Below are 13,244 nucleotides of genomic sequence, written 5' to 3'. Positions count from 1 at the left end.
CGCTCATGCGTTCGCGGATGCCCGTCTTGCCACGGGGCGCCGCCGCCCCTTATCGATGACGCTAATCCACGATCGACGCTGTACATGTCGCCCTTGCCGAACATCCAGGCCGAGGCTGTGACATCCCACCGGCCGCAGGCCCGCTGGGACGCGGACCATCCTGCCCGCTCCGAAGCGCTCGGACCGCCGCCGCCGGTCCCGCCCTGGAGCCCGTTCCGCCACGCCGTCTTCACCGTGCTGTGGACGGCGATGGTGGCGTCCAGCATGGGCACCTGGATGCAGAACGCCGCGTCCGGCTGGCTGATGACAGAGCTCAGCCACGATCCGCTGATGATCGCGATGATCCAGGCGGCCATGGCCCTGCCGGTCTTCCTGTTCGGCTTTCCCGCCGGCGCCCTGGCCGATATCGTCGACCGGCGGCGGCTTCTGCTGGTCGCCCAGCTTCTCACCACGCCGGTCATCCTGGGCTTCGCCATGCTGGTCTCCTCCGGCAGGGCGACACCGGCGACGTTGCTGGCCCTTACCTTCGTGACCGGGACCTCGGTGGCCTTGATCCTGCCGACCTGGCAGGCCGTGCTGCCGCAACTGGTCGGCGACGGTGAGCTGGCGTCGGCGGTCGCGCTGAACAGTTTCGGCGTCAGCCTCAGCCGGGTCATCGGGCCGGCGGTGATCGGCGTCGTGATCGCCACGTTCGGCATGGCCGCGCCGTTCTGGATGAATGCCGTCAGCAACGTGCTGATGATGATGGCGGTGCTGCTGTGGCGCGTCGAACGGACCGGCACCTCCGCGCTGCCGGCCGAACATATCGGACGCGCGATGATCGCCGGCCTGCGGCATGCCCGCTATAATCAGGGGTTGCGCGCGGCGCTGATCCGCGGCTTCGGGTTCTTCCCGTTCGCCGCCGCCTATTGGGCCTTGCTGCCGGCGCTGTCGCGCACGCAGATCGGCGGCGGGTTCCAGGGCTATGGCATTCTGCTGGCGGCGATCGGCGGCGGCGCGGTGGCCGGAACGTTCCTGCTGCCCTGGCTGCGCACGCGCCTCGGCGCCGACCGGCTGGTGCTGGCCGGCACCGTCGGGACGGCGGCCGCAATGGCTCTGTACGCCGTCGCGCACGACGTCCCGACGGCGCTGGCCGCCAGCCTGCTGGCCGGGCTGTGCTGGATCGTGGTGCTGGCGACCACCAACGTGGCCGCGCAGGCCGCGGTGCCCGGATGGGTGCGCGGCCGCAGCCTGGGCGTCTTCGCCAAGGTGATGTTCGGCAGCCTGACCATCGGCAGCGTCGCCTGGGGCCAGGTCGCCTCATGGATCGGCTCGCCCGAGACCCTGCTTGCGGCGGCGGCGGGCCTGCTGCTGGCGATCCCGCTGCTGTCGCGCAGCAAGCTGCGGATCGCCGAAGGAATGGATTTCACGCCGTCCATGCACTGGCCCGCGCCGGTTCTGGCCGCCGATGTGCGGCAGGACAGCGGGCCGGTGCAGGTGATGATCGAATACCGCATCCGGCCCGGTGACCGCGAGGCATTCCTGGACACGCTGCGGAAGATCAGCGCGGAGCTGTTGCGCAACGATGTCTACCACTGGGAAGTCTACGAGGACGCAACCGATTCCGGCGTGTTCATCGAGACATACCACACCAGCTCCTGGCTGGACTATCTTCGCCAGCGGGAGCGGAAGACGCTGCTGGAGCTGCAACTGCGCGCGAAGGCGATGCGGTTTCAGATCCAGGGCAAGCCGATGGTGCGGCACCTGGTCCGGGTCAGCAAGGACGGGCATTGAAGCATGACAGGGTCAACCTGATGCTGTCAGGCTTCATCACCTCTTTGCTTCAAGAGGCGCGATTCACGCCCGCCAACCGCCGAAGCGCAGGGCTGCGTCGCCGGTGATTGCCCGCTTCCCCGACCGGATCTGGCTGATCCGATCGGGGGAAACGCCGATCTGGCGGGCGAAGCCGCTCGGGCTGCGCCGGCGACAACGCAAGGAAGGAACACCCGATGACCGCCAAAATCGTCACCTGCCTCTGGTTCGACCACGGCGAGGCCCGCAAGGCCGCGGAATTCTACGCCGCCACCTTCCCCGACAGCCATGTCGGACATGTGCTGTCATCGCCGTCCGACTACCCCGGGGGCACCCAGGGCAGCGAGCTCACCGTCGAATTCACCCTGCTCGGCCGGGCCTTCATCGGCTTGAACGCCGGCCCCGGACGCAAGCCGAACGAGGCTGTCAGCTTCCAGGTCATGACCGACGACCAGGCGGAGACCGACCGCTACTGGGACGCGATCGTGGGGAATGGCGGCACGGAGAGCGAATGCAGCTGGTGCAAGGACCGCTGGGGCTTTTCCTGGCAGATCGTGCCACGCGCCCTGTGGGCCGGGATGAAGGACCCCGACCCGGCCGCCGCCAAACGGGTCATGCAGGCGATGATGACCATGCGCCGGATCGATATCGCCAGGATCGAGGCGGCAAGGGCCGGCCGAGCCGCGGATTGATGCCACGGATTGATGCCACGCGGCCTTGACGCGGAGCGTTCCGCCGCTCCTTGCCGCCGTAGCGGGCGGGCCCGCCGCGGGGGCGCCACGCCACGGGGCCCGCGATGAGGCAGCCGTCGTGCCGGACGGCAGGAATCGAGACGGTCAGCGCGGGAAACGGCCCCAATGCGCAGATTCTCACCGCCGGTCACCCGCGCGACGCCGCGACGCGGGCCTCCGGCCTGGAGCTTGGCCGCCTCGTTCACATCGGCCGGCGAGCCGGCGCGTCCTGTCCCTGCATCCCCAGCCGCTTCGAGGCGATTGCCGCGCCCTCGCTCATTGCCTTCAGCTTGGCCCACACCACGTCCTCGGCGACGCGGCCGCGGCCGGCCGAGGTGTCGAAGCCGCAATCGGTCCCGGCCTGCACGCGCGACGGGTCGCCAACCACGTGCGCGACCCGCTCGATCCGGTCGGCCACCACCTCGGGATGCTCGATGAAATTGGTCAGCGGATCGACCACGCCGGCGATGACGACCTGGCCGTCATCCAGCGGCAGGTTCGACAGGCAGCGATATTCATGCGCGTGGCGCGGATTGGCGAAGGGCAGCACCCAGCCGCCGACCTTGGCGCGGGCGATCGGCGGCAGCACGTCCTGAAGATCGACGTCGCAATCATGCGGGCCTTCATAGTTGCCCCAGCAGGCGTGCAGCCGCACCCGCTCGCGCGGCACGTTCACCAGCGCGGCGTTGATCGTATCGATCACCTTCTCGCAGAAGTCCACGAACGCGCCCAGCGGCTTGTCCTGAAAGGCGCAGTGCCGCTCCATCGCCAGGTCGGGCGCGTCGATCTGCAGCAGGAAGCCGGCCTTGTGGATCGCCTCGTATTCCACGCGCATGGCGGCGCCGAGCGCGGCCAGGTAGGCATCTTCGGTGTCGTAATGCTCGTTGCGCATGGCGGTGGCGATGATGCCGGGCGAGGGCGCGGTCATGAACGCCTCGGCGAAGCCTTTTCCGCCCACGTCCCGCAATGCGGCATGGAACTCATCGCATTCCGCCTGCACCAGCGCCGGATCCAGATAGGCCACGTCCGCGTTTGCCGCCGGGAGGGTGCCGCGGTTGCTGACCACCTTCCTGGAACCCTCATGGTCCGCCTGCCAGGCCATGTAGCCGGGATATTTCACCGTGTCGGCCATCGGCCGGCGGGTCCAGGCGCCGCCGAAGCCGGTCATGCGGCGGCGCACGTACAGGAAGAACGCCTCGCGCTGCTGCTCCCCATTGTTGCCGATATCGATGCCGGATTCGAGCTGGCACCGGATGACGTGGCGGGTCGCCGCCTTGCCCAGCGCGTCCAGCCGCGCCTCATCGATCGTTTCCCCCGCCGCGCGCCGCGCGTACAGCTCCGTCAGCTCGGCAGAGCGCGGCAGGCTGCCGGTATGCGTGGTCAGGATGCGGTCGCGGCTGGTGAACATCAGACGATCCCCTCCAGGAATGGCGTGTAGCCGAACAGGCCGACGGCCCCGCCCGTGTGCAGGAAGACGACGCGCTCCCCCGCCTTGATCTCGCCCTTGCGGATCAGGTCGATCATGCCCGCCATCGCCTTGCCCGAGTAGACCGGGTCCAGGAGGATTCCCTCCTCCCGCGCGAGCAGCGTCACCGCCTCGCCCATCCCGGGGGTGGGAATGCCGTAGCCCTCTCCCACATAGTCGCAGTTGGCCACCACCGCGTCGCGCCGGATGCCGGTCTTGATGCCGACATAATCGGCGGTCGCCTGGGCCAGGCGATGCACGTTCGCCTCCTGCTTGTCGCGGGGCAGACGCACGCCGATGCCCAGCACCGGGATATCGGCATGGGTGCCTTCCAGCCCGACGAGCAGCCCGGCATGGGTGCCGGCGCTGCCGGTCGCGGTCACCAGCCGGTCGATCGCCAGCCCCTGCTCATCGGCCTGCTGCACCAGTTCCTGCGCGCAGGACACATAGCCCAGCGCGCCGACCCGGTTCGATCCGCCGCCCGGGATCACGTACGCCTTTTCCCCGGCCTTGCGCAGTTCCTCACCCTTCCTCTCGGCCTCGGCGTTCATGTCCAGGCCGCCGGGCCGGTATTCGATATGACAGCCGAACAGCTTGTCCAGCAGCACGTTGCCGCTGCCCAGGTAGTCGCGGTCATTGGTGTCGATCCGGTGTTCCAGCAGCGCCGTGCACGCCAGGCCGAACTTGCGGGCGACGGCGGCGGTCTGGCGGACGTGGTTGGACTGGACGGCGCCCTGGGTCACGACATGCGTGGCGCCCTGGGCCAGAGCCTCGCCGATCAGCCATTCCAGCTTGCGGACCTTGTTGCCGCCGGTCGCCACCACGGTGCAATCGTCCCGCTTGATCCAGATTTCCGGCCCGCCCAGCGCCCTGGTCAGGTTGTCCAGCCGCTCCAACGGGGTCGGCGCGGGGAACAGGTGCACGCGGGGAAAGCGAGCGAGGTGCATGGACGGCCTCCTGATGGATCGCGGCGGCACTATCCGGCATTCCCGCTTCGTCGTCACCAGTCGCGCCATCACCCGCGGGGCGGCCGTTGAGGGACGGCCTCCCAAGGGACGGCCCTCAAGGGACCGCCGGCGCATCCGCCTGTAACGCCCGCGGCTTATGGGAGTCACTTCCCCGGCCGTTGCACAATTCCCGGCCACGCCCAGTTTCAGCGGGCGATCCCCGAACAGGAGATACCGACATGCAGGTGATCAGGCGACGCGGCTGGGAGATCCCGGAACACCGGGTCACGCCGGAGCCTATCGTCCTCAATCGCCGCGCATGGCTGGCCGCGGCCGGCGCCCTGGCCATCCTGCCCGCCATCGCGCGAGCCGATCAGCCGGCCGCCGCCGCGGCGGGTTCGGCGCCGGTGAACCCGGCCTTCAGCAACGCGGGCCGCGCCGTCACCGACGCCAAATACGCCACCACGTACAACAACTACTATGAGTTCGGCACCGACAAGTCGATCTGGCGGGAGGCGCAGGCCCTGCCGCAGCGGCCCTGGACCATCCGGATCGACGGCATGGTCGGCAAGCCGCGTACCATCGGCATCGACGACCTGCTGGCGCAGATTCCCCAGGAGGAGCGGATCTACCGCCACCGCTGCGTGGAGGCCTGGGCCATGACCGTGCCCTGGACCGGGTTCCCGCTGTCGAAGCTGGTGAAGCTGGCCGATCCGCTGGCCTCGGCCAGATACGTCGTGTTCGAGACCGCGCAGGACAAGTCGATGCCCGGCCTGAGCGATTTCTACCCGTGGCCGTATACCGAGGGGGTGACGATCGACGAAGCGGCGAATGAGCTGGCCTTCATCTCCACCGGGCTGTACGGCAAGCCGCTGCCGCCGCAGAATGGCGGCCCGATCCGCCTGACCCTGCCATGGAAATACGGGTTCAAGTCAGCGAAATCGATCGTCAGGATCAGCTTCACCGACAAGCGCCCCGCCACGTTCTGGGAGGCGCTGCAGGCGTCGGAATACGGCTTCTGGGCGAATGTGAACCCGGCGGTGCCGCATCCGCGATGGAGCCAGGCGACCGAACGCCTGCTAGGCACGAATGAAAGGATTCCGACACAACTTTTTAATGGCTATGCGGACCAAGTTGCCGCTTTATATGCCGGCCTGAAAAATGAGAAGTTGTTCATGTGATCGTCCAACGCGCCTTCGCCATAGCCGCAGCCGTGTTCTTCGTAGCCGCCGTCGCCGCCGCGACATTCGGCTCCGGCATGGCGTCGCTTGGCGAAGCGCTGTATCTGCTGGCCCCGGGCGCCTTGGACCGGCTGCCGAGCTGGACCACCCATGCGATCGGCCCCTGGGCCTGGACCGCCCTGTTCCAGCCGCTGCTGGTCCGCCCGGCCTGGCTGGTGCCGGCGGCCGGCGGAATCGTCTGCACCGGCCTGTCGCTGTCCTTCTCGAACCGCAAATCCACCCACCGGTCCCACCGCCGCAGCTGACGCGGCGCCCGCGGACTTTCACCCGGTCACATTGGCGGCTACGCTTTCCCGGCTGGAGCGCGATCGCCTGAAGCCGGCGGTGAGAGGGCCTGATCGCGCCCTTGAATCAAAGAGTTGATCAGGCATGATGGGGGTCAACCTGACGCTATCGCGCTTCAGAAAAGCAGGGGAAAGAACGTCATGTCCGAGACAGTGCCCGTCATTGCCCAGAAAGGCTCCTACAAGGTCGAGGTGGAGGCCGGGAAGGCCTATTGGTGGTGCGCCTGCGGCAAGAGCGGGAAGCAACCGTTCTGCGACGGCTCCCACAAGGGCTCCGGCTTCACGCCCCTGAAATTTGAGGCCGCCGAGTCCGGCGTGGTGTCCTTCTGCGGCTGCAAGCACACCGGGAACGCGCCCCGTTGCGACGGGACCCACAAATTCCTGCCGTAACCCCGCCGCTCGGTTCCTGCCACACCGGCAAGACGGACGGACGAGCCGGTCCGCCTTCCACCGGCGGGGGAACCGATGACCGGAGCGGAGCTGACCGGGACGATCCTGGCTCACAAGGCCGCCAACCTGTCCGGCCTGCGCGCCGCCGAGGAGCGGATGCTGCGGGAAGTGCCGATGCGCGGGACGCCGGCCGGATCAGACGCCCTTCTTCTTGGCCCGCTCCATCGCCTCGGCGATCATCGAGCGCGCCTCGGCGGCGTCGCCCCAGCCCAGGACCTTGACCCACTTGCCGGGTTCCAGGTCCTTGTAGTGCTCGAAGAAATGCTGGATCTGCTCCAGCGTGATCTTCGGCATGTCGGTGTAGTTCTTCACATGGACATAGCGCTGGGTCAGCTTCGGTGACGGCACGCCGATGATCTTCTCATCCACGCCGTTCTCATCCTGCATCTTCAGGACACCCACCGGCCGGACGTTGATCACCGCGCCGGGAACGATCGGCCGCGTGTTCGCCACCAGCACGTCGATCGGGTCGCCATCATCGGACAGCGTGTGCGGCACGAAGCCGTAATTGCCCGGATAGCGCATCGGCGTGTACAGGAACCGGTCGACGACCAGCGTCCCCGCCTCCTTGTCCATCTCGTACTTGATCGGCTCGCCACCGATGGCGACCTCGATGATGACGTTGACGTCCTCCGGCGGGTTCTTGCCGATGGCGATGGCGTCGATGCGCATGAAACGATTCTTTCCTTACGAGATCCGCTCGATATCCGCCCCGCAGGCGGCAAGCTTCTGTTCCACGGCCTCATAGCCGCGATCCAGGTGATAGACACGGTTCACCACCGTTTCCCCCCGCGCCGCCAACCCGGCCAGGATCAGCGACAGCGACGCGCGCAGATCGGTCGCCATCACCGGCGCCCCCTGCAGACAGGGCACGCCGCGCACGATCGCCGAGGCACCGTGCACATTGATCCGCGCGCCCATCCGGTTCAGCTCCGGAACGTGCATGAAACGGTTTTCGAAGATCGTCTCGGTGACCATGGAGGCGCCCTCGGCCACCGACATGAGCGCCATGAACTGCGCCTGCATATCGGTCGGGAAGCCGGGATAGGGCTCCGTCATCACGTCGGCGCCGTGCAGCCCGTTCAGCCGCGTCACCATCAGGCCGCCATCCTCCTGGGCGATCTCCACCCCGGCCTCGCGCAGAATGCGCACCGTGGCGCCCAGATGCTCCAAACGGGCATTGCGGAGGAAGACGGACCCGCCGGAGATGGCGGCGGCGCAGGCATAGCTGCCGGTCTCGATCCGGTCGGGGATGATGTCGTGCTCCGCGGCGTGCAGCTGATCGACGCCCTGGATCACCAGCTTGTCGGTGCCGATCCCGTCGATCCGCGCGCCCATCGCCACCAGGCAGCTAGCCAAGTCGCCGATCTCGGGCTCCCGCGCCGCGTTGGCCAGCACGGTCTCCCCCTCGGCCAGCGCCGCGGCCATCAGCAGGTTTTCCGTGGCACCGACCGACACGAAGGGGAACACGATCCTGGCCCCGTGCAGCCTGCCGTCCACCTTGCCGTCGACATACCCGCCGTCGAGGTCGAAGCGGGCACCCATCTGCTCCAGCCCCTTCAGGTGCAGGTCCACCGGGCGCGTGCCGATCGAGCAGCCGCCGGGCAGCGACACCCGCGCTTCTCCCGCACGGGCCAGCAGCGGGCCCAGCACCAGGATCGAGGCGCGCATCTTGCGGACGATGTCGTACGGGGCCTCGGTATTGGCGATGCCGCCGCCGATCGACAGCATCCGGCCATCCTCGGTCAGCGGTTCGACGGCGAGGCCATGCTGTTCCAGCAGCAGGGTCATCGTGGCGATATCGGCCAGGCGTGGCACGTTCGACAGGATCAGCCGGTCATCGGTCAGCATCCCCGCCGCCATCAGCGGCAGCGCGGCATTCTTCGCGCCGCCCACCTTGATCTCCCCCGACAGCGGCCGGCCGCCGCGAATCCTGATGCGATCCATCCTGGTCCTACATCTTTACATGCGAGGCAGAGAGGTGCCGCGCTGGCCCATGTATTTGCCGGCCTTGTCCGCATAGCTGGTCTCGCACGCCTCATTCCCCTGCAGGAACAGAAACTGGCAGATGCCCTCGTGCGCGTAGATCCGGGCCGGCAGCGGCGTCGTGTTGCTGATCTCGATCGTCACCTGGCCTTCCCACTCCGGCTCCAGCGGGGTGACGTTCACGATGATGCCGCAGCGCGCATAGGTGGACTTGCCCAGGCAGATCACCAGGACATCGCGCGGAATGCGGAAATACTCCACCGTATGGCCCAGCGCGAAGCTGTTCGGCGGGATGATGCAGATATCGGTCTTGCGGTCGACGAAGCTGGACGGCGCGAACGCCTTCGGGTCGATCACCGCGGAGTCGATATTGGTGAAGATCTTGAACTCATCGGCGATACGCGCGTCATAGCCGTAGCTGGACAGGCCGTAGCTGACCACGCCCGCTCGTTTCTGCGCCTCCACGAACGGCTCGATCATCCCGTGCTCCCGCGCCATCCGGCGTATCCAGCGATCGGACAGAACGGGCATCGGTTCGGCAGCCTCCGGAGCGGTTGATGGGCGCGCGACCGCCGTCGTCATGAAGCCGGACGGTTCGATCGCCCGCGGCCATGGCGGACGGATGCGACTCGGGCTGCACCCGTCAAGGGTCTTAGCCGTCCCGATGCTGCACCGCAAAGGATTAAGCATCGCCCGGCGGGGCGCCGCCGGGCGCCGAGGCGGCAAAATGACGCGATTCCAACGATCCTCGGGCCGATCGGCCCGTCATGCGGTTTCCAGCGTTGCACCGGTGCGACAGATATGGACCGCCCCCGCGGGCAGCAGCCGCGCCAGGTCCAGCACGTGGCGGTGGTGGGTCAGCAGGATCACCTGAACCCGCCGGCTGACATGCAGCAGGGTCCGCAGCGCCGCCACCGCCCGATCGTCGTCGAAGGTCTGCAGGATGTCGTCGCCGATGAAGGGCAGAGGCGGCGCGGTTTCCACATGCTTTTCGATCGCCGCCAGCCGCAGCGCCAGATAGAGCTGGTCGCGCGTCCCCTCCGACAGATCGTCCACCGCCTGCTGCCGGTCCGGCAGCTCGGCCCGCTGCACGAGGGTCAGCCGCGCATTGCCGGCATCGTCGGGTTCGGTCAGCACCCGTTCATAGGCGCCGCCGGTCAGGTCGGCGAACAGGGCGGTGATCCGCTGCAGCATGCGCGGCTCGTCCGCCTGCTCCACGGCGGCCAGCGCCCTGTCCAGGATGCCGGCGGCCAGGTGATGCAGCAGCGCGTCCTCCAGCACCCGGCCCATGGTGGCCACGGCCGCCTGCTGGTCGGCGGCGGCATCGACGGCCTCGGTCTCGTCCTGCGCGGCCTGCATCTGCTGGGTCAGCTCGGCGACCACGCCGGCCGCCCGCTGCGCCGCGTCCTGCGCCGCCTGGCGCGTTTCCTCGGCCTCCCGCAGCAGGCGCGGCGCTTCGTCGGCGGGGACCGCCATCACTTCGGCACGCAGCATGTCCGCCGGCAGCGAGTCCCCGTCATCGGCCAGCCGGTCGCGTGCCTGGGCCAGCGCCGCGGCTTGCCGCGCGCGTTCGGCGGCCAGGGCCAGGCGCTGGTCGGCGGCCTCGGGGGTCGCGGCGCCGATCGAGGCCAGGATGGCCTGCAGCTCGTCCTGCATCGCCGCCTGGCGGGCCGTCTCCACCGCGGCCTTGTCCTCGGCATGGCGCGCCTGCTCCGCCAGCAGCGCGCGCTGGTCGGCGGCCTGCCGCGCGGCCTGCAGGCGGCGGCCGAGCTGGGAGACCAGGGCGAATGGATCGGCCCGGTCGAGGTCGGGCGCAACCCGTGCCGCCAGGGCCGCCGCGTCGTCGCCGAAGCGGGCGATGTCCTGCCGCATGCCGCCGACCCGCTCCGCCAGCTCGGTGTGCTGGCGCAGGGCCGCCGCCAGCTCGTCCAGGCTGGCCAGGACATCCTCGGTGACGACCGGATCCTCGTCGGGGGGACGGCCCAGCTCGCGCAGCGCCGCCGCCCAGTCCTGCTGCCAGGCGGCCATCCCGGCCTGCGCCCGACCCAGCTCCGACTGCGCTTGCTTCAGCGCGGTTTCAGCCGTGCTCAGCGCGCCGGCCAGCGTCGCCTGGGCCTGCGCGTCCTTGCGGGCGGCGGCCAGCCGGGTATCGGCCTGGACCAGCAGGGCCGCCAGGTCCGTATCGGGTCCGGCCCCCAGCCATGCCGCCAGCCGCTTCGCCCAGCCGTCATGCCGCCTCGCCAGCTCCGCCCGCTGCGCCTCGGCCACGGCCAGCGCCGCGAGCTGCGCGATCGCCTTGTCGCGGGCGGCCAGAAACCCCAGCACCTCGTTCAACGACGGCGCCTCGCCCAGGGACATCCCGCCCAGGGACATCCCGCCGAGGGACGCCCCACTGAGGGACGCCCCACCCAGGGAACGGCAGATATCGGTCCACGCCGCGATGGCCTCGGCCTGGGCGGCCATCGCCTCGCGCAGCATTGCGTCCGCCGCCGCCTGTCTGGTCCCGGCAACGGCCAGGGCGGACTCGGCGGCATCGATCCGGGCCGCGGTCTCGGCATCGCGCATGCGTTGATCGGCGATGTGATCGGCGTTGCCGACCGCCCGCTGGTACACCAGCGGCAGGGACTGGCCGCCGGTATAGGTCTGTTCCTCGGCCGCGTCGGGCGGGCTGGTGGAGAACGCCTTCCGAAAGACCAGGTCCCAGCCCTGGTCGCGGTGGCGCCGCGCGGCCTCCAGCGCCGCCGCGTCGGGCACCGCCCCGCCGGCCGACAGCCGTTCCAGCGCGGTTCGCGCCGCATCGCGATCGGTCCGGGCGGTCCCGGCTTCCTCCCGCCGCCGCTGTGCCAGGGCCGCGGCGGCCTTCAAAGCCTCGGCGTGCCGGTGGTAGGTGTCGGCCGCCAGCACCGGCAGGGCAGCCAGATCGGTGGCCGAACCCGACCAGCCGGGCACATGCGCCAGCGCCGTCTCCAGTTCGGCCGCGGCTTGCCGGTGGCGCTGTCCCAGTTCCGCCTGCTGGCGCATTGGATCGCCGTCGGCGCGGATCTCCCGCACCATCGCTTCCAGCGCCGAGACATCGGCCGGAGCCTGCAACCGCTCCGCCGCCTGGCGGTATTCGGCCAGGGCCGCGGTCTGCCGGGAGACGGCGGCGGTGGCCGCCTCCATCGCCTGCCGCCGCGCCTCGCGGTCCTTGATCAGCCGCCGGACCCGGTTCGCCACGGCGCGCGGCGGCACCACCTCGCCGGCGCGCTCCGGCGGCAGCTTGGACCCGAGGTCCCGCAACCGCTCCGCCATCGCTGTGCGCCGTGAATCCGCCTCACCGGCCACCTGCGGCAGGTCCGCCCGCGCCTTGCGGGCGGCGCCGGCCATCTCGGTCAGGGCGTCGATCGCCTCCGCCTCGGCCAGCGGCGCCTCCTCCACCGTCACCGCGTCGCGCTGGGCGGCGAGCTGCGCCGCCTGCTCCCGTTCCCGTACCAGGCGTTGCGTGATGATGACGAGCTGCTCCCGCGCCTTCGCCAGCCGCGGCTGCAGCGCCGCGTCCAGGACCGGCGCATGCGGATGCGCGTCCAACCACGACGCGGCCGCGTCCAGCGCCGCCAGGATCGGCCGCACCCGGCGGATGCGTTCCAGCCGCGCGATCCCGGCCGAGGCGTCCTGGACGATCGCGTTCTGCGCCGCCTGGGCCCGCCGCGCTTCCGCCAACGCCGTCTGCATCTTCTTCCATCTGTCGGGGCGCAGCAGCGCCGCTTCCTTCCGCTTGCGCGCCTCCACGAAACGGTCCAGCGCCGTATAGAAGGGCCGGTTCGCCGCGCGCCGGGCCGGGGCGAGCGCGTCGCGCGCCTCCTCCAGCCGGCGCCGCAGGGCACGCAGGTCGCGCGCGCCACCGGCCCCGGATACCAGGGCGGCGCCGAAATCGCCGTGCGAGTCCAGCAGGTCTTCCCGTCCGGCGCGCAGCCGGTCGGTATCCAGCGCGAACAGCCGGTCCAGCGCCTTGCGGTCCACCGCGCCCAGCCAGCGCGCGACGGCCGTGGGGTCCAGTGCCGCCCCGTCGGCGTCGATCAGCGTGTTGCCCTGGCCCTTGCGGCGGCCGAAGCAGAAGGGCTGGCCGGCCTCATCCACTGCGTCCGCCAGGATGCGCATGCCGGGGTAGCCATAGCGGAAGCCCATCGGGCTTTGCCCGCCGATGCCGAACAGCAGGTCGGCGAACGCCGCGCGCAGCACCGACTTGCCGCCGCCATTCGGTGCCATCAGCAGGTTCAGCGTGCCCGGTTCGGCGGAGAAGGTGATCCGTTCCGACCGGAAGTTCCCGTAGTTGGTCAGGGTGAGCGCGGTCAGCCGCATCGCCCATCCGA

At 69.7% G+C, this 13,244-nt stretch carries 11 protein-coding genes; 5 read left to right on the top strand and 6 right to left on the bottom strand.

Going from position 1 to position 13,244, the window contains the following annotated elements:
• Nucleotides 1-84: 84 nt before the first annotated feature.
• Nucleotides 85-1,773, top strand: a complete 1,689-nt coding sequence (locus VHC04_RS22825; RefSeq protein ID WP_325685048.1) for an MFS transporter — start codon at nt 85-87, stop codon at nt 1,771-1,773.
• A 215-nt stretch (nt 1,774-1,988) separates the two neighbouring features.
• The gene (locus VHC04_RS22820; protein WP_325685047.1) at nt 1,989-2,483 is read left to right on the top strand and encodes a VOC family protein; all 495 of its coding nucleotides are present in this window, start codon (nt 1,989-1,991) and stop codon (nt 2,481-2,483) included.
• A gap of 241 nt (nt 2,484-2,724) precedes the next feature.
• Here the strand turns inward: VHC04_RS22820 and VHC04_RS22815 are convergent, their stop codons facing one another.
• Complete coding sequence (locus VHC04_RS22815; protein ID WP_325685046.1) at nt 2,725-3,930, bottom strand: cobalamin-independent methionine synthase II family protein; 1,206 nt, start codon at nt 3,928-3,930, stop codon at nt 2,725-2,727.
• Nucleotides 3,930-4,934 (bottom strand): D-cysteine desulfhydrase, encoded by a 1,005-nt coding sequence (locus tag VHC04_RS22810; protein ID WP_325685045.1) that lies wholly within the window; start codon nt 4,932-4,934, stop codon nt 3,930-3,932. Before VHC04_RS22810 ends, VHC04_RS22815 begins: the two co-directional genes overlap by 1 nt.
• Before the next feature lie 239 nt (nt 4,935-5,173).
• Here VHC04_RS22810 and msrP point away from each other — a divergent pair, with 239 nt between their 5' ends.
• The 3 genes from msrP to VHC04_RS22795 all read left to right on the top strand — a co-directional run bounded on the left by msrP (nt 5,174) and on the right by VHC04_RS22795 (nt 6,849).
• Nucleotides 5,174-6,115, top strand: coding sequence for a protein-methionine-sulfoxide reductase catalytic subunit MsrP (gene msrP, locus VHC04_RS22805; protein WP_325685044.1), 942 nt, complete (start codon nt 5,174-5,176; stop codon nt 6,113-6,115).
• Nucleotides 6,112-6,420: a hypothetical protein gene (locus VHC04_RS22800; protein ID WP_325685043.1), complete on the top strand. Its 309-nt coding sequence runs from the start codon at nt 6,112-6,114 to the stop codon at nt 6,418-6,420. The genes msrP and VHC04_RS22800 overlap by 4 nt, the downstream gene beginning before the upstream one ends.
• Nucleotides 6,421-6,600: 180 nt before the next feature.
• A complete protein-coding gene (locus tag VHC04_RS22795; RefSeq protein WP_325685042.1) occupies nt 6,601-6,849 on the top strand; it encodes a CDGSH iron-sulfur domain-containing protein in 249 nt (82 codons plus the stop codon).
• 195 nt (nt 6,850-7,044) lie between these two features.
• On the opposite strand, the gene ppa is transcribed toward VHC04_RS22795, so the two are convergent.
• From ppa to VHC04_RS22775, 4 genes are all read right to left on the bottom strand, one after another.
• On the bottom strand, nt 7,045-7,581 hold the full coding sequence (gene ppa / locus VHC04_RS22790) for an inorganic diphosphatase (protein ID WP_325685041.1): 537 nt from the start codon (nt 7,579-7,581) through the stop codon (nt 7,045-7,047).
• Between the two features lie 15 nt (nt 7,582-7,596).
• On the bottom strand, nt 7,597-8,856 hold the full coding sequence (murA, locus tag VHC04_RS22785) for a UDP-N-acetylglucosamine 1-carboxyvinyltransferase (RefSeq protein ID WP_325685040.1): 1,260 nt from the start codon (nt 8,854-8,856) through the stop codon (nt 7,597-7,599).
• Nucleotides 8,857-8,871: 15 nt separating this feature from the next.
• Nucleotides 8,872-9,426 (bottom strand): dCTP deaminase, encoded by a 555-nt coding sequence (gene dcd / locus VHC04_RS22780; protein ID WP_325685039.1) that lies wholly within the window; start codon nt 9,424-9,426, stop codon nt 8,872-8,874.
• Nucleotides 9,427-9,660: 234 nt separating this feature from the next.
• On the bottom strand, nt 9,661-13,233 hold the full coding sequence (locus tag VHC04_RS22775) for an AAA family ATPase (RefSeq protein ID WP_325685038.1): 3,573 nt from the start codon (nt 13,231-13,233) through the stop codon (nt 9,661-9,663).
• Between the last annotated feature and the right edge of the window lie 11 nt (nt 13,234-13,244).

The organism is Rhodopila sp., assembly GCF_035548095.1.
GTDB lineage: Bacteria > Pseudomonadota > Alphaproteobacteria > Acetobacterales > Acetobacteraceae > Rhodopila.
Note: the sequence above shows the minus strand (reverse complement) of the source record. Positions and strands in the feature narration are given on the sequence as shown.